Below are 21,757 nucleotides of genomic sequence, written 5' to 3'. Positions count from 1 at the left end.
ACTCCAGGAGGCCACCGCATGAGCGGCCACGAGTTCCAGTCCCACTTCAGCGATGCCGACACCGGCATCGACTACGACGACGAGTCCACCAACATCACCGCCCAGACGGTGGAGGAGATGCGCGCCATCGCGGCCCGCTACCCGCAGCCGCACTCGTCGGTGCTGCCGATGCTGCACCTGGTGCAGTCGGTGGACGGCCGGGTCTCCCCGGCCGGCATCCGGATCATCGCCGAGCTGTTGGGCCAGACCGAGGCGCAGATCACCGGCGTGGCCACCTTCTACACCATGTACCACCGGCGCCCCGCCGGAAAACACCACATCGGGGTGTGCACCACCACCACCTGTGCGGTGATGGGCGGCGACATCCTGCTGAGCTGCATGGAGAAGAAGCTGGGCATCACCGAGGGCCAGACCACCAGCGACGGCACCTTCTCGCTGGAGCGGCTGGAGTGCAATGCCGCCTGCGACTTCGCGCCCGTGATGATGGTCAACTGGGAGTTCATGGACAACATGACCCCGGACAAGGCCAATGAGCTGATCGACGCGCTGGCCGAGGGTCGCGAGGTGCAGTCCACCCGCGGCGCCACCATCACCAGCTGGCAGGAGGCCGAGCGCGTCCTGGCCGGCTTCCCCGACGGCCGCGCCGACGAGGGCCCCAGCGCCGGCGAGGCGTCGCTGCGCGGCCTGCGGATCGCCCAGGAGAAGGGCTGGCGCGCCCCCACCGCCGACGAGATCCCTGCACCCACCCAGGAGGAGGCGAAGTGACCGACATCCTGACTCCCGTCCTGAGCAAGAACTGGGCGGACGACCGGTCCTGGAAGATCACCAACTACGAACGCCAGGGCGGCTACCAGGCGCTGCGCAAGGCACTGACCATGCAGCCGGCCGACGTGATGAATGAGGTCAAGGACGCCGGCCTGCGCGGTCGTGGCGGCGCCGGCTTCCCGACCGGCCTGAAGTGGTCCTTCGTGCCGCAGGACAACCCGAACCCGAAGTACCTCGTCGTCAACGGCGACGAGTCGGAGCCGGGCACCTGCAAGGACATGCCGCTGATGATGGCCAGCCCGCACACCCTGGTGGAGGGCGTGATCATCAGCTCCTATGCCATCAACTGCCACACCGCCTTCATCTACATCCGCGGTGAGGTGCTGCACGTGATCCGTCGCGTCCAGCAGGCGGTGCGCGAGGCCTACTCCGCCGGCTATGCCGGCAAGAACATCCTGGGCACCGGCTATGACCTCGACATCGTGGTGCACGCCGGCGCCGGCGCCTACATCTGTGGCGAGGAGACCGCGCTGCTGGACTCGCTGGAGGGACGCCGCGGCCAACCGCGCCTGCGCCCGCCCTTCCCGGCCGTGGCCGGCCTGTACGCGTCACCCACCGTGGTCAACAATGTCGAGTCGATCGCCTCGGTGCCCAGCATCATCGAGCACGGCAAGGCCTGGTTCGCCCACATGGGCACGGAGAAGAGCAATGGCTACACGCTCTACTCGGTCTCCGGTCATGTCAAGCACCCCGGCCAGTACGAGGCGCCGATGGGGATCACCATGCGCCAGCTGCTGGAGATGAGCGGTGGGATGCGTGAGGGGCACGAACTGAAGTTCTTCACCCCGGGTGGTTCCTCCACCCCGATCTTCACCGCCGAGCACCTGGACGTGCCACTGGACTACGAGTCGGTGGTGGGCGCCGGGTCCATCCTGGGCACCAAGGCGCTGCAGTGCTTCGACGAGACCACCTCCGTGGTGCGCAGCACCCTGCGTTGGGTGGAGTTCTACAAGCACGAGTCCTGCGGCAAGTGCACCCCCTGCCGCGAGGGCAACTGGTGGCTGGTGCAGACCCTGCGCAATTTCGAGCAGGGCACCGCCCAGGAGGGCGACATCGAGAAGCTGCTGGACGTCACCGACAACATGTCGATGAAGTCCTTCTGCACCCTTGCGGACGGCGCGGTGGCCTGCGTGCAGAGCGCCATCAAGCACTTCCGCAGCGAGTTCGAGTCCGGCTACCACACGCCGGCCTGGGAACTGTTCCCCTATGAGAAAAGCGCCCTGTTCGCCGACCCGAATGCTGGGTCGCGGCACGGCGCCGGCCAGGCTGGAGCACACGCATGAGCGTCGACACCAACAAGACCGCACCGGTTGCCAAGCCCGACGAGGTCACCTTCACCATTGACGGGATCGAGATGAGCGCCCCCAAGGGGACGCTGATCCTCCGGGCCGCCGAGACCGTCGGGATCGAGATCCCGCGCTTCTGTGACCACCCGCTGCTGGACCCGGCGGGCGCCTGCCGCCAGTGCATGGTGGACATCCCCGACGGCGGCAACGGCCGCCCGATGAAGCCGTCCGCCGCCTGCACCACCACCGTCATGCCGGGCATGAAGGTGAACACCGCCGCCACCAGCGAGGTGGTGGCCAAGGCGCAGGAGGGCATGCTCGAGTTCCTGCTGATCAACCACCCGCTGGACTGCCCGATCTGTGACAAGGGCGGCGAGTGTCCGCTGCAGAACCAGGCCATGAGCCACGGCCGCGGCGAAAGCCGCTATGAAGGTGCCAAGCGCACCTTCGCCAAGCCGATCGACATCTCCAAGCTGGTGCTGTTGGACCGGGAGCGGTGTGTGCTCTGCCAGCGCTGCACGCGGTTCAGCGCGCAGATCTCCGGCGATCCCTTCATCAACCTGCAGGAGCGGGGTGCCTTCAGCCAGATCAACACCGACGGCGAGCACGCCTACGACTCCTACTTCAGCGGCAATGTGATCCAGATCTGCCCGGTGGGTGCCCTGACCAGCGCCGACTACCGCTTCCAGAGCCGCCCCTTCGACCTGGTCAGCACCGAGACCTCCTGCGAGCACTGCGCCGCGGGCTGTGCGCTACGCACGGACCACCGGCACTACCAGGTGAAGCGTCGCCTGGCGGGGCTGGATCCCCAGGTCAACGAGGAGTGGAACTGCGACAAGGGCCGATTCGCCTTCCGCTACGGCCGCGGCACCGACCGGCTGGAGACCCCGCTGGTGCGGCGCGACGGCAAGCTGGTGCCCGCCAGCTGGCACGAGGCGATCGATGCGGCCGTCACCGGTCTGCAGCGGGCCGAGGGCCGGGTGGGCGTGCTCACCGGCGGTCGGCTGCTGACCGAGACCGCGTATGCCTACGGCCGCTTCGCCCGCGGCGTGCTGGGTACCAACAACATCGACTTCCGGTCCCGCCCGCTGAGCGGCGAGGAGGCCGATTTCCTGGCCGCCCGGGTGGCCGGCCGGACGCTGGACGAGTCGGTCACCTACGCCGATCTGGAGAAGGCCAAGCGGGTGGTCCTGGTGGGCTTCGAGCCCGAGGACGAGAGCCCGATCATCTTCCTTCGCCTGCGCAAGGCCTTCCGCAAGAACAAGCTGGAGGTGCTGGCCGTCGGCAGCCACCTGTCCAATGGCTCACGGAAGATGGGCGCCACGCTGGTGCCCGCGCTGCCCGGCCAGGAGGCCCTGGCGGTGCAGGCCCTGCCGCAGCAGACCGAGCTGGGCGCCGACACCATCATCCTGGTGGGGGAGCGGGCCGGCCAGTCCGCCGGCACCCTGACCGCCGTCGCGCAGTTGGCCGACGCCACCGGCGCCCGGCTGGCCTGGATCCCGCGTCGGGCCGGTGACCTGGGTGCAATCGAGGCCGGCTGCCTGCCGAACCTGCTGCCCGGTGGCCGTCCGCTGGCGGATGCCACCGCGCGGGTTGACCTGCAGGCCGCCTGGGGCGTCGAGCACCTGAACGCCGAGCCCGGCCTGGACGCCGAGCAGATGCTGGCGGCCGCCGCGTCCGGCGAGCTGCAGGCGCTGGTGGTCTCCGGTGTCCAGCTGTCCGACCTGGCCGATCCGGCCGGGGCTCGGGCCGCCGTCGAGCAGGCCGGCTTCGTGGTCAGCCTGGAGCAGCGGCTCTCCGAGGTCAGCGAACGCGCCGACGTGGTCTTCCCCGTGGCCCTGCTGGAGGAGCAGTCCGGCAGCTTCCTCAACTGGGAGCACCGCGTCCGCCCGGTGGCCGTGGTCAACCGACAGAACAATGCCCCGATGACCGAGATTCGGGTGCTGGCCGCGCTGGCCGACGCCCTGGGTTCGGACCTGGGGGTGCGGACCGCCTCCGCCGCCGGCCGGGAACTGGCCGAGCTGGGGGACTGGGAGGGTGCCCGTGCGGTGCTCGCCCCCGCCGCCGCGGCCCCGGCCGACAACGGTGCGGGCGTGCTGGTGGACAGCTGGCGGCTGCTGCTGGATGCCTCCGCCGGCGTCGACGGTGCCAACCACCTGATGGACGTCGCCCCGCCCGCCGTTGCCCGGGTCTCGGTCAACACCGCCGCCCAGCACGGCCTGAGCCACGGTGGGACCGTCACGGTGCGCGGCGCCTCCGGCAGCGCGCAGCTGCCGGTCTGGGTGGAGACCCAGATGGTCGACGACGTGGTCTGGCTGCCCGCCAACCTCGCCCCCGTCAGCAATGAGGCGCTGGCCGCACCGGCCGGCAGCCGGGTGATGCTGGAAGCCCGTCCCGCTGGAGCCGCCGGCTCCGAACTGGTTGGAGGTGTGGCATGACGCCACTGGAGTCTTCGTCGATCTTCGGCCCCGATCCGTGGTGGATCGTCGCCATCAAGGTGCTCGGCGTGTTCATGCTGCAGCTGCTGTGGTGTCTGTTCAACGTGTGGTTCATGCGCCGCGTGCTGGGCAAGATGCAGAACCGCAAGGGCCCCATCATGAACTCGCCCGGTGGTCTGCTGCAGGCCATCGGCGACGGCATGAAGCTGCTGTTCAAGGAGACCTTCATCCCGCAGGGCACGGACAAGCTGATCTTCAAGCTGGCCCCCGTGATCGCCGGCGTCTGCGCCTTCGCGCCGTGGGCGGTGATCCCGCTGGCCGGTGAGGTGAACATGTTCGGCCACACCACCCGCTTCATGGTGACCGACCTGCCGGTGGCGGTGCTGTTCACCCTGGCCACCGGTTCGATGGCGGTCTACGGCCTGGTGCTGGCCGGCTGGTCCTCGGACAACTCCTACTCCCTGCTCGGCGGTCTGCGGGCCAGCGCCCAGATGATCTCCTACGAGGTGGCGATGGGCCTGTCCCTGGTCACGGTCTTCCTGATGGCGGGCACCATGTCCACCTCCGAGATCGTCGAGGCCCAGGCGCACCACATGAGCCTGTTCGGGATGGACGTGCCGCTGCCCAGCTGGTACGCGATCGTGCTGTTCCCGAGCTTCTGCCTCTACTTCATCTCCATCCTGGCCGAGTCCAACACCCCGCCCTTCGACCTGGCGGAGTGCGAGCAGGAGCTGGTCAGCGGTTACTCCACCGAGTACACCGGCTTCCGCTACGGCACCTACTACCTGGCCGAGTTCATCCACATGGCCACCCTGAGCGCCCTGGCGGTCACGCTGTTCTTCGGCGGCTACCGCGCGCCCTTCCCCTTCAACCTGTTCGGTGGGGCCCTGGACCACGGCTGGTGGGGGGTGCTCTGGTTCTTCCTGAAGACCCAGATCATGATCTTCTGCCTGATCTGGTGCCGCGGCGCGCTGCCGCGCTTCCGCTATGACCAGTTCATGGGCATTGGGTGGAAGCGGCTGATCCCCTTCAGCCTGGTCTGGATCATGTTCGTGACCCTGCTCAAGGCCTCGCTCAATGCCGAGGGCACCACCCGCGTCGTTTTGGCCGGCGTGCTCGGCCTGCTGGCCATCGCACTGCTCGGCTGGCTCTTCTTCGGCGGCGAACAGGAGCAGGATGACCTGCCCGTCGACGACGGCGAGTTCGACGCCTTCGCCGGCGGCTACCCGGTGCCCCCGCTGCCCGGCCAGTCGCTGCCCACCAGCAACCCCGTGGTGAGCGCCCAGCGCGTTGACCGGGATGACCTTGCGACCACCAAGAACGGAGTTGACGCCTGATGGGTCTCCTCGACCAGTGGGCCGGTTTCGGCATCACTTTCCGAACCATGTTCCGCAAGACCTTCACCCAGGGCTACCCGCAGAAGGGCAAGGAGAAGGTCTTCGCCCCGCGCTTCCACGGCCGCCACCAGCTCAACCGCTGGCCCGACGGGCTGGAGAAGTGCGTCGGCTGCGAGCTGTGCGCCTGGGCCTGCCCGGCCGACGCCATCTACGTGGAGGGCGCCGACAACACCGAGGACGAGCGCTACTCGCCCGGTGAGCGCTACGGCCGCGTCTACCAGATCAACTACCTACGCTGCATCTTCTGCGGCATGTGCATCGAGGCGTGCCCGACGCGCGCCCTGACCATGACCAATGAGTTCAAGCTGGCCGACCGCTCGCGGGAGGTGCTGATCTATGAGAAGGATCGGCTGCTGGCCCCGCTGCTGACCGGCATGGAGCAGCCGCCGCACCCGCGACGTCTCGGCGACGACGAGGATGACTACTTCCTGGGTCTGCCGGCCACTGGCCAGCCCGACGTGCGCACGGCCCCCAGCGGCGCCACCAGCGCCACCCGGGTGACCAACCAGGACTCGACCACCCATGGGGGAGTGACCAAATGACAAGCCTTGTCCCGCTCGTGACCGCACAGGCGGTCGCCTTCTGGGTGCTGGCGCCGGTGGCGGTGCTCGGCGCCCTGGGCATGGTGCTCGGTCGCAAGCCCGTGCACTCGGCCATCTCGCTGGCGGCGATGATGATCGCCCTGGCCGGGCTCTACGCCTCGCTGGATGCGCCCTTCCTGTTCGTGGTGCAGATCATCGTCTACACCGGCGCCATCCTGATGCTCTTCCTGTTCGTGCTGATGCTGGTCGGCGTCGACACCACCGACTCGATGGTGGAGACCATCCGTGGCCACCGCGCCGCGTCGGTGCTGGCGGCGCTGGGCTTCGCGGTGCTGCTGATCACCGCCGTCGGCAACGGCATCGTCGGTGACGCGGTGGGCCTGGACGAGGCCGTCAAGGCCCAGGGCGGCAATGTGCCGAGCCTGGCCGAACTGGTCTTCACCAAGTACGTCTTCGTCTTCGAGGCCACCGCCGCCCTGCTGATCACCGCCGCCCTGGCCGCGATGGTCTTGGCGCACGGCGAGCAGCTGCGGCCCAAGGTGCGCCAGGCCGGCCAGGTGCAGGCCCGCCTGCGCAAGTACGCCACCGAGGGTGCCCACCCGGGCGCCCTGCCGAACCCCGGCGTCTACGCGCGCAGCAATGCCATCCAGTCCCCGGCCCTGCTGCCCGACGGCAGCATCGCCGAGAACTCGGTGATCGACGCGATGGCCGAGCGTGGCGTGGTGACCAATCCGGAGGAGCTCAGTGCTCCCACCAAGCGTGCCTTCGACGCGATCGAGTCGGTCAAGGCCGAGGAGGGGCGGGAATGAACCCGAACTACTACCTGGTGCTGAGCGCGATCCTGTTCAGCATTGGCGTCCTGGGCTTCCTGCTGCGCCGCAACGCGCTGGTGGCCTTCATGTCGATCGAGCTGATGCTCAACTCGGCCAACCTGGCGATGGTCAATTTCGCCCACGCCCACGGCAACCTCGACGGTCAGGTGGCCACCTTCTTCGTGATGGTGGTGGCCGCGGCCGAGGTCGTGGTGGGGCTCGCGATCATCGTGACCATCTTCCGTACCCGACGCTCGGCCTCGGTCGACGACGCAAACCTGCTGAAGTTCTGAGGGGGCATCGGTGAATCTTCTCGAGATTGTCACTCCCGTCGCGGCGAGCGGAATGTTCCGCTACGCCTGGACGATGATCGCGGTTCCCGGTCTGGTGGCGGCCTTCCTGCTGCTGGCCGGCCGGGCCACCGACAAGTGGGGCCACCTGCTGGCCACTCTGGCCTGCCTCTACTCCTTCTCCATCGGCGCCTGCCTGTTCGGCGAGATGCTGATGGCCGACGAGGGCAAGCGCGCCGTCACCAACCACCTGTGGACGCTGTTCGAGGCGGGGCAGTGGAAGGTGGACGTCAGCCTGCTGGTGGACCAACTGTCCATTCTGTTCGTGCTGCTGATCACCGGCGTCGGCTCGCTGATCCACATCTACTCCATCGGCTACATGGCCCACGACGAGCGGCGTCGGCGCTTCTTCGCCTACCTGAACCTGTTCATCGCGGCCATGCTCACCCTGGTGCTGGGCGACAACTACCTGATCACCTTCTTCGGCTGGGAGGGCGTCGGCCTGGCCTCCTACCTGCTGATCTCCTTCTGGCAGCACAAGACCTCCGCGGCCCTGGCCGGCAAGAAGGCCTTCGTGATGAACCGCGTCGGTGACCTCGGCCTGACCATGGCGATCTTCACCATGCTGGCCCAGCTCGGCAGCTCGTCCTTCGTCGACGTGAACCGGGGTGCCGAGCACCTGTCCGGCTTCTGGGCGACGGCGATCGGCCTGTTCCTGCTGGTGGCGGCCTGCGGCAAGTCCGCGCAGGTGCCGCTGCAGGCCTGGCTGCTGGACGCCATGGAGGGCCCGACCCCCGTCTCGGCCCTGATCCACGCGGCCACCATGGTGACCGCCGGTGTCTACCTCGTGGTGCGTAGCCACCACGTCTACGAGCAGACGGCCACCGCGCAGCTGGCCGTGGCCATCGTCGGTACCGTCACCCTGCTCTTCGGCGCCTGGATCGGTACCTCCAAGGACGACATCAAGAAGGTGCTGGCCGGCTCCACCATGAGCCAGATCGGCTACATGATGCTGGCCGCGGGGCTGGGCCCGATCGGCGCGGCCTTCGCGATCTTCCACCTGGTCACCCACGGCTTCTTCAAGGCCAACATGTTCCTGGGGGCCGGTTCGGTGATGCACGGGATGGAAGACGACGTCGACATGCGGCACTTCGGTGCGCTGCGCAAGGCGATGCCGATCACCTTCCTCACCTTCGCGATGGGCTACCTGGCCATCATCGGCTTCCCGTTCACCGCCGGCTACTTCTCCAAGGACCACATCATCGAGGCCGCCTTCGAGAAGTCCCCGGTCTTCGGTGGCCTGGCCCTGCTGGGTGCCCTGGTGACCGCCTTCTACATGACGCGCCTGATGATGATGACCTTCTTCGGTGAGAAGCGCTGGCTCAAGGGTGTGCACCCGCACGAGTCCCCGGCCACCATGACCATCCCGCTGATCGTGCTGGCGGTGCTCAGCATCGTGGCCGGTGCGGTGATGAACAACTGGATCGGGGAGTGGCTGGCGCCCGCGACGGGCGCCGAGGTGCACCACATGGCGCTGACCCACGTGAGCACCATCGGGATGATCACCATGGCGGTCGTCGCGCTCGGTGTCTTCCTGGGCTGGTTCTTCTTCCGCAAGGACATCCCGTCCTTCCAGCCGGCCACCAACAACCCGCTGGCCCTGGCCGGGCGCAATGACCTGTACGGCGACGCCTTCAACGAGGCGGTCTTCATGTACCCCGGCCAGAAGCTGGTGGGGGCCCTGGACCTGGCCGACCGGAGCGTCGTCGACGGTGCCGTGATGGGTACCGCCTCCGCCCTGGGTGGCCTGTCCACTGTCGTCCGCAAGCTGCAGAACGGCTATGTCCGTAGCTATGCCCTCACCATGGTCGCTGGCGCGGTCCTGGTCGGGCTCGCACTGATCCTCGGCCAGCTGGCCTGAGGGGAGGAGAAACAATGACTTTCCCCTTGCTCACCGCGCTGGCCCTGGTGCCGCTGGTCGGTGGTCTGGTCCTCTTCCTGGTGAAGGGAGGTGCGGGCCGCACCCTCGGCCTGGGCATCAGCCTGGTCACCCTGGCGCTCGGCCTGCTGGCCTTCTTCACCGGGGGTGACCTCGCCGAGGAGCACACCTGGATCTCCGCCATCGGCGCGCACTACGCCCTGGGCCTGGACGGCATGGCCAAGGCGATGGTGCTGCTCACCGTGATCCTGGTCCCGATCGTCCTGCTGGCCGAATGGAACATCGGCGACGACGAGGGCAACTGGTCCGGCAACGCGTTCTTCGCGCTGGCCCTGGTCCTGGAGGGCCTGGCCCTGTTCGTCTTCATGGCCACCGACGCGCTGCTGTTCTACCTCTTCTTCGAGGCGACGCTGATCCCGATGTACTTCCTGATCGGCGGTTGGGGCGGGCCCAAGCGGGGCCAGGCCGCGCTGAAGTTCCTGCTCTACTCCCTGGCCGGCGGCCTGGTGATGCTGTTCAGCATCATCGGCCTGGGCGCCCACAATGCCACCAACGGCACCCCCAGCTTCCTGATCCGTGACCTGGCGGCCGCCAACATCGACGGCAGCATCGGACGCTGGCTCTTCCTGGGCTTCTTCATCGCCTTCGCGATCAAGGCCCCGATGGTGCCGGTGCACACCTGGCTGCCCGACACCGCGGAGCAGGCCAGCCCGGGTGCCTCCACCCTGCTGGTCGGCATCCTGGACAAGATCGGCACCTTCGGCATGATCCGCTTCTGCCTGACCATCTTCCCGGAGGCCAGCAAGTGGGCCACCCCGGTGGTGTTGGTGCTGGCCGTGGTCTCGATCCTCTACGGCGCCCTGATGGCGATCGGTTCCAAGCACCTGCTGCGGCTGGTCAGCTACACCTCCATCAGCCACTTCGGCTTCATGGTGCTGGGCATCTTCGCCTTCACCAGCCAGTCGATGAACGGCACCGTCTTCTACATGCTGAACCACGGCTTCTCCACCGCGGCGCTCTTCCTGGTGGTGGGTTTCCTGATCCGCCGTCGTGGTTCGGCCGACATCAATGCCTTCGGTGGGGTGCAGAAGGTTGCCCCGGTGGCCGCCGGGCTCTTCCTGGTCTCCGGCCTGTCGGCCCTGGCCCTGCCCGGCATGTCCAGCTTCATCAGTGAGTTCATGGTGATGGCCGGCGCCTGGCAGCGTCACCCGGTGCTCACCGCCGTCTCGACGCTGGGCACCGTGCTCGCCGCGCTCTACGTGCTGCTGGCCTATCAGCGCACCATGACCGGCCCGGTCACCGAGCAGGCGGACAAGCACTTCACCAACAATGACCTGGACCTGCGGGAAAAGGCCGTGATGGCCCCGCTGGTCGCCCTGCTGCTGGTGCTCGGCTTCCTGCCGCAGCCGATGCTCAAGGTCACCGAGAACACCGTGAAGGACACCATGGCCCAGGTTGGCATGACCGATCCGCAGCCCGTCGTGAAGGGAGTCAAGTGATGAGCTTGCTCAACATCCTGGTTCCCCTGGAGATCGTCGCGCCCAAGCTGGAGTACCGGCTGCTGGCGCCGCTGATGCTGGTGCTGGTGGGCGCCTGCCTCGCCATGCTGGTGGAGACCACCAGCAAGCGCGGCCCGCGCTACGGCGCCCAGCTGATCGTCACCGCGGTCACCTTCCTGGCCGCCAGCGCCCTGCTGGTGCGCAACTGGCTGATCGGCAGCACCGAAATCGGCGCCATGGACACCATCGCCGTTGACGGCCCCACCTACTTCGTCTGGGGTTGTCTGCTGGTCTTCGGCCTGATGGCCGCCCTGCTGTTCGCCGAGCGACGGGTTTCCGCCGGGCAGTCACAGTTCACGGCGATGGGCTCCTCCGTCCCCGGCTCCCCGCTGGAGCGGGAGGCCATCGCCGCCCGGGCCGAACACACCGAGGTCTTCCCGCTGCTGATGTTCAGCGTCTTCGGGATGATGCTGTTCGCCTCCGCGAACAACCTGCTGGTGATGTTCGTCGCGCTGGAGATCTTCTCCCTGCCGCTCTACCTGCTGGCCGGTCTGGCGCGTCGTCGCCGGATGCTCAGCCAGGAAGCGGCGCTGAAGTACTTCCTGCTGGGCGCCCTGTCCAGCGCCTTCTTCCTGTACGGCACCGCGCTGCTCTACGGCTACTCCGGCTCCTTCCAGCTGAAGGACATCGACGCCGCCATCAGCCTCGGCACCCAGGGCAATGGCCTGCTGCTGGCCGGCATGGCTCTGGTCGGGATGGGCCTGTTGTTCAAGGTGGGTGCGGTTCCCTTCCACTCGTGGACCCCCGACGTCTACACCGGTTCGCCCACCCCGGTCACCGGCTTCATGGCGATCTGCACCAAGTTCGCCGCCGTCGTGGCCATGATGCGCGTCTTCTACGTCGCGCTCGGCGCCGCGCGGTGGGACTGGCAGCCGCTGTTCGCCCTGATCGCCGTCCTGACCATGGCGATCGGCGGTCTGGTGGCCCTGACCCAGACCGACGTCAAGCGGATGCTGGCCTACTCCTCGATCGCGCATGCCGGCTTCGTGCTGGTGGCGGTCCTGGGTGCCAACACCGCCGCCAATGGCCTGGCCCCCGGCGGGATCGGCTCCACCAGTGCCGTGCTGTTCTACCTGGCGGCCTACGGTCTGGCGACCCTGGGCGCCTTCGGCCTGATCACCATGGTCCGCAAGGCTGGTGGCGAGGCCACCAGCCTGGCCGCCTGGCGTGGTGTCGGCCGGAGCAACCCGGCCCTGGGCGTGCTGATGACCCTCTTCCTGCTGAGCTTCGCCGGCATCCCGCCGACAGCCGGCTTCGTCGGCAAGCTGCTGGCCTTCACCGCGGCCTGGAAGGGCGGTTACGCCTGGCTGGTGCTGGTGGCCATCATCATGAGCCTGATCGCCGCCTTCTTCTACCTGCGGATGATCGTCGTGATGTTCTTCCGGGAGCCCGCCGACGACGAGGTGGAGGTGGTCAACCCGTCGTGGATGACCTGGCTGGTGGTGATCATCGGCGCCGTCGGCACCCTGGTCTTCGGCATCTACGCCCAGCCCCTGCTCAACCTGGCCCAGCAGGCAGGCATCTTCCTGCGCTGACCCGCAGCTGAGCCCCAACCGGCCCGCCCCGATCCTCGGGGCGGGCCGGTTCTTGTTGTCTGCCCGCGCGCTGAGTTCGCCACGATTCCCGAGTCTGTCCGGGGGCGGCCCACGTGGAGCAACCCTGCATGTGTCGCGCATGATGCGCGTCGTGGTTGTCATCTCCCGCGGGGAGCCCACCGGCTGGTGGGCCGGTGGGCTCCCTGGGCGCAACATTCGCAGGGGAGCATCCGGCCAGACCTGGTCGATCGCCAGTCCGGACCGGTCAGTCCGGTGTCCTGCCTTGTCTGGCCCCGGTTCTGGTGTAGAACGAAGGCATGATCTTTCGTCGCGGGCGGGACCAGGAGTTCGTCGGAGTGACCCCGGGGCAGGTGCCCGTCGACGGTACCGGCAGCACCCGGCCGGTGCGCGGCGGCCGCGAATGGAAGGGCGAGGTGGCGGTGCAGTTCCACCCGCCGAAGGACGTCTCGCCCGCGCTGGCCGGCACCGTGCTGGACGGGCAGGTCAACCCCGCCGACCTGGGTGCCATGATGATCGACCTCAGCCTGCGCGGCTGGTTCCGGATCGGCAAACAGGGCGACGACTGGGAGCTGCAGCTGCTGCGGCCCATCGTCGCCTCCGAGCTCACCCCGGCCGAGGTGCTGCTGCTGCAGGGGCTGTTCCTGGGCCAGGCCGAGTACGTGCTGCTCAGCCAGATCAAGAAACAGCTCGCCGGCCCGCTGCGGCAGTGCCGGGATCAGCTCTACCAGGACGTCGTGGCCCACGGCTGGTACCAACGCCACCCCGACCCCGGCAGGCTTGCCACCTGGTGGTTCGGCCGTTCACCGCGCACCGCCGCCGGCACCGCCGTGCGGATCCAGACCTTGGGCTTCCGCAAGTACCTGGCCACCGCCGAGGCCGACCAGATCCGGTTCGAGGAGGCCGCCGACCAGTTCAGCCGCTACCTGCCCTATGCCATGATCTTCGGCCTGGCCGAGCGATGGGCCGGGGTGATCGGGGAGGTGGTCCGCCGCGCGCAGTTCACCGACGCCGCCGCCGTGGCCGCGGAATTCGCCAGTGACCCGATGGCCTGGTACCTGCTGGACGGGATGCTCGACCTGGCCGAGCTGGGCGTCGCCAGCCTGGACCTGGCAGACCTGGTTGGCGAGGCCGGCGGGCTGTTCGACTCGCTGGACGGGCTCGGTGGCCTGGCCGAGGCCTTCGACGGGCTGAGCGACTTCTTCGGCGACTTCGACCTCTTCGACCTGTTCGACTTCTGACACACGGGGGCTCTGCCCCCGTGGGCCCCCGAAAGGCCCGAAAGGCGTGCAAGTCGCTCCGCTCCGCCTCGTTCGTTCCGCCGAGGCGCACCGGGCTCGTTCCTCGCCCTGCCTCGTCGAGCTACTCACGCTCGTCCCTCGCGCTCGTAGCGACACACGGGGGCTCTGCCCCCGTGGGCCCCGAAAGGCGTGCAAGTCGCTCCGTTCCGCCTCGTTCGTTCGGGCGAGGCGCACCGGGCTCGTTCCTCGCCCTGCCTCGTCGAGCTACTCACGCTCGTCCCTCGCGCTCGTAGCGGCCCCTCGACAGGCTCGGGGTCCGTGGTGGGGCGGCCCGGTGAGCACGCCTCGCGCGCCGGGATTGGGCGGGTGGGCGGCCAACCACTAGGCTGGGGTCGGTCTGCATGGCCCCATACCGCAGGAAATGAGGAGAACCGTGACGCACGTCGTGGACGAGGCCTTCGACGCTTCGGTCACCGCTCGGCTGGCCCGGATCGAGGAGGATCTGGTGCAGGCGGCAGTGGCCGACAGCCCCTTCGTGACGGAGGCCGCCCGACACATCATCGACGCCGGCGGCAAGCGCTTCCGGCCGCTCTTGGTGATCCTCGGTTCCCACTTCGGCGCCGACTTCGACGAGGCCGACCTGGTGCGAGCCGCGCTGGTGGTGGAACTCACCCACGTCGCCAGCCTCTACCACGACGACGTCATGGACGACGCCGACAAGCGCCGCGGGGCGCCCAGCGCCAACCGTCGCTGGGACAACTCGATCGCCATCCTGGTGGGTGACTACCTGTTCGCCCGCGCCTCCACCACCGTCGCCGAGCTGGGCACCGAATACGTCCGGCTGCAGGCCGAGACCTTCGCCCGGCTGGTCCAGGGACAGATCGCGGAGACCCGCGGCCCGCAGGAGGGCGACGATCCGCTGGCCCACTACCTGCAGGTGGTGGCGGACAAGACCGGCTCCCTGATTGCCACCTCCGCCGTCTTCGGGGGCATGGTGGCCGGCGCCTCCGACGAGGTGTTGCGCGCCCTGGGCGCCTTCGGGGAACAGATCGGCGTCGTCTTCCAGCTGAGCGACGACATCATCGACATCACCAGCACCGTCACCGGCAAGACCCCCGGCACTGACCTGCGCGAGGGGGTGCCCACCCTGCCCACCCTGATGCTGCAGCCCTCCACCGACCCGGCCGACGAGCCGCTCAAGCAGCTGATTGCCTCCGACCTGTCCGACGACGACCGGTTGGCCGAGGCGCTGGCCGCCCTGCGGGCCCACCGGGTGATCGAGCAGGCCCGGGCCGAGGTGCAGCGGCACGCCGACCTGGCCCTGTCCCACCTGGCCCCGCTGCCCGACGGCCACGCCAAGACGGCGCTGGCCAAGATCTGCACCGACCTGGTGGGCCGCTCCAACTGACTCGCCGGCGCCCGTGACCCCAGGCGTGGCTCCGACCGGTACCCGACGGGAGTAACGATGCTCGACCTGCGCCGCCTGCACGTCCTGGCCGCCGTCGACCGGTTCGGCACCATGACCTCCGCGGCCGCGCACCTGCACATCACCACGTCGACCGTCAGCCAACAGATCGCGCTGCTGGAGAAGGACGTCGGGATGCCGTTGTTCGACCGTACCGGGCGCACGGTGCGGATCAACGAGGCGGGCGCCAGTCTGGTGGCGCACTACCGGCGGATCGTCGCCGTCGTCGAGGAGGCCGAGAGCAGCCTGGCCCGCTTCCGCACCGGCGTCGAGGGCGTCATCCGGATCAGCACCTTCCCCAGCTTCGCGTCGGCCGTGCTGCCCACCGTGTTGATGGCCCTGCGGGAACGCTATCCGCAGCTGGAACTGCTGGTGATGGACACCGAACCGCACGAGAGTGTCGCCCGGCTTCGCGAAGGCGAGATCGACGTCGCCGTGGTGGACAACAGCATCGCCTTGCCAGGGGAGGGAATCGACGTCATCCCCCTGGCCCGCGACGAGATCGTGCTCTGCCTGCCACCCCACCACCGCCCCACCCCGGCAGATCCGGCCGCCCTGGCCGACTTCGCCGACGAGGCGTGGGTGATGGACGCCGAGCACACCGGCTTCGAGGCCTGGATCAGCGACATCTGCCAGCAGGCAGGCTTCGAACCACGCGTGGTGGCACACTGCAGCAATCTGGTTGCCGCGCTGGGTCTGGTCCGCGCCGGATTCGGGGTGGCGTTGATGAGTTCGCTCAACCTGGGCCGGGAGACCGCGGACCTGATGGTCCGCCACGTGGAGCACGCCCCCTACCGGGAACTGCGCATCCTGGTGCGCACCGCCAGCCGGAACTCTCCCGTGGCCGGTGCCGTGGTGGGGGAGCTCAGCCGGGTCACCCGGGAGCACTATCGCCACAAGAACGCTTCAATCAGCAAGATTTCCAGCTGATTGTCCATTTTTCCCGCAATCATCCTTTGCGAAACGTCAACAGCGAGCATCCGTAGGTCGGACCTCATGGCCTCTCCGGGTCCCTAGAGTTGGTTTGGCGATCAGACAATTCACTGTTCGCCGTGACCGGCCGGACTACGACGACGACGTCGAGCGGCCTCTCGGGAAGGAAACAGCGTGGCTCTCAGCGTTCTGGACATCTACTCGATCGGGATCGGACCGTCGTCCTCGCACACCGTCGGTCCCATGCGGGCAGCGGGACTGTTCCTGGCCGAGCTGGACCAGGCGGGCCTGACCGGCTCCGTCGCGCGGGTGCGCAGTCAGCTCTACGGTTCACTGGGCGCGACCGGCCACGGCCATGGTTCCGACAAGGCGGTGTTGCTGGGGCTGATGGGGGAGGATCCGGAGCACGTCGACACCGAATCCGTCGACAGTCGGGTGGCGGCCCTGGAGAGTTCCGGGCAGTTGGTGCTGGGTGGTGGCCGCCGGATCGGCTTCAACCGCGCCGAGGACCTGGTGCTGCACCTGCGCGAGACCCTGCCGGCCCACCCCAATGGCATGTCCTTCGAGGCCTATGACGCCGATGGCGGGCTGCTGGCCAGCAGCCGCTACTACTCGATCGGCGGTGGCTTCGTGATCGACGAGCAGGCCGCCACCCGGCGGACCCCCCTGCTGGACCCCGAGGTGGAATTGCCCTACCGCTTCGACACCGCCAAGCAGTTGCTGGAGATCTGCGCCCGGGAGGGTCTGTCGATCAGCGACGTGATGCTGGCCAATGAGGCCACCTGGCGCCCCGAGGCCGAGACCCGCGCCGCCCTGTTGAACATCTGGCGCGTGATGGAACAGTGCGTCACCGACGGTTGCCGTCGCACCGAAGTCGCCCTGCCGGGTGGGCTGGCCGTACCGCGTCGGGCCCCGAAGCTGTACCAGGCGCTGCATGCGGAGACCGACTCCCAGGATCCGCTGCGGGCGATGGACTGGGTGAACCTGTTTGCCCTCGCCGTCAACGAGGAGAATGCCTCGGGTGGCCGGGTGGTGACCGCTCCCACCAATGGCGCGGCCGGGATCATTCCCGCCGTCCTGCACTACTACATGAAGTTCTGCCCGGGTGCCGACGAGGAGGGCGTGGTCCGCTTCCTGCTGACTGCGGCCGCCATCACCATCCTGATCAAGCAGAATGCCTCCATCTCGGGCGCCGAGGTCGGCTGCCAGGGCGAGGTTGGCTCCGCCTGTTCGATGGCTGCCGCCGGCCTGTGCGAGGTCCGGGGCGGCACCCCGGCCCAGGTGGAGAATGCGGCGGAGATCGGGCTGGAGCACAACCTGGGGCTGACCTGTGACCCGGTCGCCGGCCTGGTGCAGATTCCGTGCATCGAACGCAATGCGATTGCCGGTACCAAGGCGATCAATGCCGCTCGGATCGCGCTGCGCGGCGATGGCACCCACCAGGTGTCACTGGACGCCGCCATCCTGACGCTGCGCACCACCGGCGCCGACATGTCGAGCGACTACAAGGAGACCTCACGTGGTGGCCTCGCGGTCAACTACGTGGCGTGCTGAGGCACGCACCCAACCCTGCTGAGGAGCATCAACACATCATGAAGACAATGTTGTCTGACCAGGCCCAAGAGGCCGCTCCAGAACGGATCGAAGCCACCGCGCCGCGGTGGAATGGCTTTGACCGGAACTGGATGATCAGCCTGTTCGGCACCGCCATCGGTGCCGGCATCCTGTTCCTGCCGATCAATGCCGGCGCCGGCGGCGTCTGGCCCCTGCTGGTGGTATCGCTGATGGTGGCGCCCATGACCTATCTGGCCCACCGTTCCCTGTCCCGGATGATCTGCCACTCCCGTCGGCCCGGCGACGACATCACCGTCGTCGCCAAGGACTTCTTCGGTGAAGGCTTCGGGAAGCTGGTCACCGTGCTGTACTTCTTCGCGATCTACCCGATCGTGTTGATCTACGGCATCGGGATCACCAACACCGTGGACAGTCTGATCGTCAACCAGTTCCACCAGCCGTCTCCGCCCCGCGCGGTGCTCAGCTTCATCCTGATCGCGGCCATGATGGGCGTGATGGTCGCCGGGCAACGGATCATGCTGATCGTGACCGGCTGGCTGGTCTACCCGCTGATCGCCGTGCTCTTCGGCGTCACCGTCTATCTCATTCCCAGCTGGAAGCTGGACTTCTTCACCGCCGACGTGCCCTCGGCCGGCAGCCTGGCCAAGTCGATCTGGCTGATGATTCCGGTGATGGTCTTCGCCTTCAACCATTCCCCGGCGATCAGCCAGTTCTCGCTGGCGATGAAGCAGGAGTACGGCCAGCACGCCCCGGACAAGGCCTCCCAGGTGCTCAAGCGCACCACGGTCCTGTTGGTGGTCTTCGCGATGGGCTTCGTCTGGTCCTGCGTCCTGGCGCTCGGTGTCGACGGCCTGGCCGAGGCCCGCAAGACCAATCTGCCCGTGCTGAGCTACCTGGCCAATGTCAACGGTGCCCCGTTCATCTCCTACCTGGGCCCGGTGGTGGCGATCACCGCCATCGCCTCCTCCTTCTTCGGGCACTACCTGGGCGCCGCGGAGGGCCTGGCCGGCATCGTCCGCTTCGCCGACCCGGACGCCCGCAAGATCAGCAATCCGCTGTTGACCAAGGCCATCGCCGGCTTCATGTTCCTCACCACCTGGCTGGCCGCCGTGGTCAACCCGAGCATCCTGTCGATGATCGAGCAGCTCTCCGGCCCGATCATCGCGATGGTGCTCTTCCTGCTGCCGATGTGGGCGATCCATCGGGTGCCGGTGCTGCAGCGCTACCGCGGCCGGGCCTCCAATGTCTTCGTCGTGGTGGCCGGACTGCTGGCCGTCAGCGCCGTGGTCAGCGGTTTCCTGGCCTGAGCGTCCAAGAAATTCCTCGCCCCGTCGTCGGGATTCGGACACCGACGGCGGGGCGAGAGTCTACCCGGGCCGGGCCTCACCAGATGGTCACCCGATCCTCGGGGGCGAGCCACATGCCGTCCTGGGCAGTGGTGCCGAAGGCCTCGTGGAAGGCATCCACATTGCGCAGGATCTGGTTGCACCGGAACTCCGCGGGGGAGTGCGGGTCCACCACCAGCATTCGGCGGGCATGCTCATTGCGGGCCTTGCTGGACCAGATGGTGGCGTAGCCGTGGAAGAAGCGTTGGGTGCCGGTCAATCCGTCGACCGGCTCCGGCTCCACCCCGTCGGTGGCCATCCGCCAGGCCTTCAGCGCAATCCCCACCCCGCCCAGGTCACCGATGTTCTCCCCAATGGTGAAGGCACCGTTGACGTGCACCGGCGGCTGGTCGTCGGCCAGCTCCAGCGGGGTCAGCGCGTTGAACTGCTCCACCAGCGCTGCGGTGCGTTCGGTGAAGGCCGCCCGGTCCGCGTCAGTCCACCAGTTGCGCAGCTTGCCGTCGCCGTCGCAGGTGGACCCCTGGTCGTCGAAGCCATGGCCGATCTCGTGCCCGATCACCGAGCCGATGCCGCCATAGTTGACCGCGTCGTCGGCATCCGGGTTGAAGAAGGGCGGTTGCAGGATCGCGGCCGGGAAGACGATCTCATTGCGCAAGGGGTGGTAGTAGGCATTGACCGTCTGCGGGGTCATCAGCCACTCGTCGCCATCCACCGGCCGGGTCAGCTTGGCCAGCTGGTAGCGGGTCTCGAATTCGTCGACGCGCAGCACATTGCCCACCAGGTCACCGGGGATGAGTTCCAGCGCGGAGTAGTCCCGGAAGTTCTCCGGGTGGCCGATCTTGGGGGTGAAGGCGTCCAGTTTGCGCAGCGCCTCCGCCCGGGTGTCCTCACCCATCCAGTCCAGGGCCGTGATCGACTCGCGGTAGGCGGCCAGCAGGTTGGCCACCAGCTCGTCCATCCGCTCCTTGGCGGATGCGGGGAAGTAGCGCTGCACGTAGACCTTGCCGACGGCCTCACCCATGGCGCCCTCCACCAGGGCCACCCCCCGCTTCCAGCGGGGCCGCTGCTGCTCGACGCCCTGCAGGGTGCGCTCGTAGAAGTCGAACCGCTCGTCGACGAAGGCGGTGGACAGCCAGGGGGACAGCGCGGTGACAATCCGCCACCGGCACCAGGCCCGCCACTGCGGCAGTCGCTCGATGGTGAGCAGCTCGGCCGCCTCGGTGAGGAAGCTGGGCTGGCCGTTGACCACAAGGTCCAGCTGCTCCGGGTTGGCCTGCATCCCCGCCGCCAGCCGGTCCAGGTGCAGCCCGGGCACCTCGTCGGTCAACCGCAGCCAACTGGTGGGGTTGTACTTGGCGGCCAGGTCCCGGGTCCGTTCCCGGGCCCAGTGGCGACGGGCGATCTCGGTCTCCAGGGCCACCACCTGTGCGGCCTGCTCCGCGGCGTCGGACACGCCGGCCAGGGACAGGCTGCGTTCCACATGGGCCCGGTAGGCCGCCAGCAGCTCGGCGTGCTCCTCGGCCAGGTAGTAGTCCCGGTCCGGCAGCCCGATCCCGCCCTGTTCCAGGAAGAGCGCATACCGGGTGGGGTCGGCCATGTCCGCGTCAGGGCCAAGCTGCACCAGCGCACCAATCCCGTGCGCCAGGCTCCAGCCCCAGTGCTCCGCCAGCTCCTCGACGCCCACGATCCGATCCACCCGGTCCAGCAGCGGTTCCAGCGGGCCCGCGCACAGCGCCTCGATGGCGTCGGTGTCCAGGAAGTCCCGGTAGAGGGTGGCCACCTTGTCCGCCTCCTCGACGGGTTTCTCCACCCCGGGCCGGGCGGCCAGTTCCTCGATGATCTCCCGCACCGCCCGGCGGGACTTCTCCGTCAGGTCGACGAAACTGCCGGCCGAGGGCTTGTCCGGGTCGATCGGGGCCTGGGCCAGCCAGGCGCCGTTGACATGCCGGAAGAGGTCATCCTGGGGCCGGATCGCGGGATCGATGCGGCTGGAGTCAAGAGCTGGAATCACCCCGCCCAATCTAGCGGGCCGGGCCCGTCGACGGGCCGATCCCGACGGGCATTGTCAGCCGCGCCGTCGGATGCGAGGCTGGGCCCATGACCGAGACTCGCATCGTCAGTGCCGAGCGGGAGATCGCCGCCCCGTTCGAGGAGATCTTCGAGCTGATCGCCGACCCGGCGCTGCAGCCGCAGTGGGACGGCAACGACAACCTGACCCAGGCGGCCCGGGGGCAGCGGGTGCACAGGGTTGGCGACGTCTTCCGGATGATCGTCACCGGCAACCGGCCCCGAGACAATGAGGTGGTGGAGTTCACCGAGGGCCGGCTGATCGCCTGGAAGCCATCGCCGGTGGGCGAGCCCCAGCCCGGCCAGCTGTGGCGCTGGGAGCTGGAACCGCGCGGGCCGCGGGTCACCCTGGTGCGGCACACCTATGACTGGACCGAGCTGCACGACGAACAGCGTCTGGCCCGGGCGCGGACCACCACCCCGGCCAACCTGATGGCCTCGATCGAGCGGCTCAAGGAGCTGGCCGAGTCCCAGACCCAGCCGGGCTGA

Annotated in this window: 17 protein-coding genes; 16 read left to right on the top strand and 1 reads right to left on the bottom strand. The window is 68.2% G+C overall.

Going from position 1 to position 21,757, the window contains the following annotated elements:
- Positions 1-18 precede the first annotated feature (18 nt).
- From nuoE to AAEX60_RS16210, 15 genes are all read left to right on the top strand, one after another.
- Positions 19-765, top strand: a complete 747-nt coding sequence (gene nuoE, locus AAEX60_RS16280) for an NADH-quinone oxidoreductase subunit NuoE (protein ID WP_342105032.1) — start codon at positions 19-21, stop codon at positions 763-765.
- Positions 762-2,108, top strand: a complete 1,347-nt coding sequence (gene nuoF, locus AAEX60_RS16275; RefSeq protein ID WP_342105030.1) for an NADH-quinone oxidoreductase subunit NuoF — start codon at positions 762-764, stop codon at positions 2,106-2,108. The genes nuoE and nuoF overlap by 4 nt, the downstream gene beginning before the upstream one ends.
- Positions 2,105-4,549: an NADH-quinone oxidoreductase subunit G gene (locus AAEX60_RS16270; RefSeq protein WP_342105028.1), complete on the top strand. Its 2,445-nt coding sequence runs from the start codon at positions 2,105-2,107 to the stop codon at positions 4,547-4,549. Before nuoF ends, AAEX60_RS16270 begins: the two co-directional genes overlap by 4 nt.
- Entirely contained in the window at positions 4,546-5,886 is a 1,341-nt protein-coding gene (gene nuoH / locus AAEX60_RS16265) for an NADH-quinone oxidoreductase subunit NuoH (protein ID WP_342105025.1), read from the top strand. Before AAEX60_RS16270 ends, nuoH begins: the two co-directional genes overlap by 4 nt.
- A complete protein-coding gene (gene nuoI, locus AAEX60_RS16260) occupies positions 5,886-6,488 on the top strand; it encodes an NADH-quinone oxidoreductase subunit NuoI (RefSeq protein ID WP_342105023.1) in 603 nt (200 codons plus the stop codon). The genes nuoH and nuoI overlap by 1 nt, the downstream gene beginning before the upstream one ends.
- Positions 6,485-7,297, top strand: a complete 813-nt coding sequence (locus AAEX60_RS16255) for an NADH-quinone oxidoreductase subunit J (protein WP_342105021.1) — start codon at positions 6,485-6,487, stop codon at positions 7,295-7,297. Before nuoI ends, AAEX60_RS16255 begins: the two co-directional genes overlap by 4 nt.
- Entirely contained in the window at positions 7,294-7,593 is a 300-nt protein-coding gene (gene nuoK, locus AAEX60_RS16250; RefSeq protein WP_342105019.1) for an NADH-quinone oxidoreductase subunit NuoK, read from the top strand. The genes AAEX60_RS16255 and nuoK overlap by 4 nt, the downstream gene beginning before the upstream one ends.
- A gap of 52 nt (positions 7,594-7,645) precedes the next feature.
- Positions 7,646-9,511 carry an NADH-quinone oxidoreductase subunit L gene (gene nuoL, locus AAEX60_RS16245; RefSeq protein ID WP_342105056.1) on the top strand — a complete coding sequence of 622 codons (1,866 nt, stop codon included), beginning with the start codon at positions 7,646-7,648 and terminating at the stop codon, positions 9,509-9,511.
- Between the two features lie 14 nt (positions 9,512-9,525).
- On the top strand, positions 9,526-11,028 hold the full coding sequence (locus AAEX60_RS16240; protein WP_342105017.1) for an NADH-quinone oxidoreductase subunit M: 1,503 nt from the start codon (positions 9,526-9,528) through the stop codon (positions 11,026-11,028).
- Positions 11,028-12,623: an NADH-quinone oxidoreductase subunit NuoN gene (gene nuoN, locus AAEX60_RS16235; RefSeq protein ID WP_342105016.1), complete on the top strand. Its 1,596-nt coding sequence runs from the start codon at positions 11,028-11,030 to the stop codon at positions 12,621-12,623. Before AAEX60_RS16240 ends, nuoN begins: the two co-directional genes overlap by 1 nt.
- A gap of 317 nt (positions 12,624-12,940) precedes the next feature.
- Positions 12,941-13,882 carry a DUF2207 family protein gene (locus AAEX60_RS16230; RefSeq protein ID WP_342105014.1) on the top strand — a complete coding sequence of 314 codons (942 nt, stop codon included), beginning with the start codon at positions 12,941-12,943 and terminating at the stop codon, positions 13,880-13,882.
- Positions 13,883-14,315: 433 nt separating this feature from the next.
- The gene (locus AAEX60_RS16225; RefSeq protein ID WP_342103151.1) at positions 14,316-15,290 is read left to right on the top strand and encodes a polyprenyl synthetase family protein; all 975 of its coding nucleotides are present in this window, start codon (positions 14,316-14,318) and stop codon (positions 15,288-15,290) included.
- 57 nt (positions 15,291-15,347) lie between these two features.
- Complete coding sequence (locus AAEX60_RS16220) at positions 15,348-16,277, top strand: LysR family transcriptional regulator (RefSeq protein ID WP_342103149.1); 930 nt, start codon at positions 15,348-15,350, stop codon at positions 16,275-16,277.
- A 177-nt stretch (positions 16,278-16,454) separates the two neighbouring features.
- On the top strand, positions 16,455-17,834 hold the full coding sequence (locus AAEX60_RS16215; RefSeq protein ID WP_342103146.1) for an L-serine ammonia-lyase: 1,380 nt from the start codon (positions 16,455-16,457) through the stop codon (positions 17,832-17,834).
- Positions 17,835-17,881: 47 nt separating this feature from the next.
- The gene (locus AAEX60_RS16210) at positions 17,882-19,162 is read left to right on the top strand and encodes an aromatic amino acid transport family protein (protein WP_342103143.1); all 1,281 of its coding nucleotides are present in this window, start codon (positions 17,882-17,884) and stop codon (positions 19,160-19,162) included.
- Positions 19,163-19,238: 76 nt separating this feature from the next.
- Here AAEX60_RS16210 and AAEX60_RS16205 read toward each other — a convergent pair whose 3' ends face one another.
- On the bottom strand, positions 19,239-21,212 hold the full coding sequence (locus tag AAEX60_RS16205) for a M13 family metallopeptidase (protein ID WP_446721303.1): 1,974 nt from the start codon (positions 21,210-21,212) through the stop codon (positions 19,239-19,241).
- 86 nt (positions 21,213-21,298) lie between these two features.
- On the opposite strand from AAEX60_RS16205, the gene AAEX60_RS16200 reads away from it, so the two are divergent.
- Positions 21,299-21,757: an SRPBCC family protein gene (locus AAEX60_RS16200; protein WP_342103141.1), complete on the top strand. Its 459-nt coding sequence runs from the start codon at positions 21,299-21,301 to the stop codon at positions 21,755-21,757.

The sequence above is a fragment of the Luteococcus sp. H101 genome, from assembly GCF_038433155.1.
Taxonomy (GTDB): Bacteria; Actinomycetota; Actinomycetes; order Propionibacteriales; family Propionibacteriaceae; genus Luteococcus.
The sequence above is the reverse complement of the archived record's forward strand: the minus strand, read 5'-3'. Positions and strand labels throughout refer to the sequence as shown.

What these genes read in the sequence shown, in the direction of transcription:
- AAEX60_RS16230 (WP_342105014.1), top strand. Translation starts at nt 12,941, where the DNA reads ATGATCTTTCGTCGCGGGCGGGACCAGGAGTTCGTCGGAGTGACCCCG.
- nuoN (WP_342105016.1), top strand. Translation starts at nt 11,028, where the DNA reads ATGAGCTTGCTCAACATCCTGGTTCCCCTGGAGATCGTCGCGCCCAAG.
- nuoH (WP_342105025.1), top strand. Translation starts at nt 4,546, where the DNA reads ATGACGCCACTGGAGTCTTCGTCGATCTTCGGCCCCGATCCGTGGTGG.
- AAEX60_RS16210 (WP_342103143.1), top strand. Translation starts at nt 17,882, where the DNA reads ATGTTGTCTGACCAGGCCCAAGAGGCCGCTCCAGAACGGATCGAAGCC.
- nuoI (WP_342105023.1), top strand. Translation starts at nt 5,886, where the DNA reads ATGGGTCTCCTCGACCAGTGGGCCGGTTTCGGCATCACTTTCCGAACC.
- nuoE (WP_342105032.1), top strand. Translation starts at nt 19, where the DNA reads ATGAGCGGCCACGAGTTCCAGTCCCACTTCAGCGATGCCGACACCGGC.
- AAEX60_RS16220 (WP_342103149.1), top strand. Translation starts at nt 15,348, where the DNA reads ATGCTCGACCTGCGCCGCCTGCACGTCCTGGCCGCCGTCGACCGGTTC.
- nuoK (WP_342105019.1), top strand. Translation starts at nt 7,294, where the DNA reads ATGAACCCGAACTACTACCTGGTGCTGAGCGCGATCCTGTTCAGCATT.
- AAEX60_RS16255 (WP_342105021.1), top strand. Translation starts at nt 6,485, where the DNA reads ATGACAAGCCTTGTCCCGCTCGTGACCGCACAGGCGGTCGCCTTCTGG.
- AAEX60_RS16270 (WP_342105028.1), top strand. Translation starts at nt 2,105, where the DNA reads ATGAGCGTCGACACCAACAAGACCGCACCGGTTGCCAAGCCCGACGAG.
- nuoL (WP_342105056.1), top strand. Translation starts at nt 7,646, where the DNA reads ATGTTCCGCTACGCCTGGACGATGATCGCGGTTCCCGGTCTGGTGGCG.
- AAEX60_RS16240 (WP_342105017.1), top strand. Translation starts at nt 9,526, where the DNA reads ATGACTTTCCCCTTGCTCACCGCGCTGGCCCTGGTGCCGCTGGTCGGT.
- AAEX60_RS16200 (WP_342103141.1), top strand. Translation starts at nt 21,299, where the DNA reads ATGACCGAGACTCGCATCGTCAGTGCCGAGCGGGAGATCGCCGCCCCG.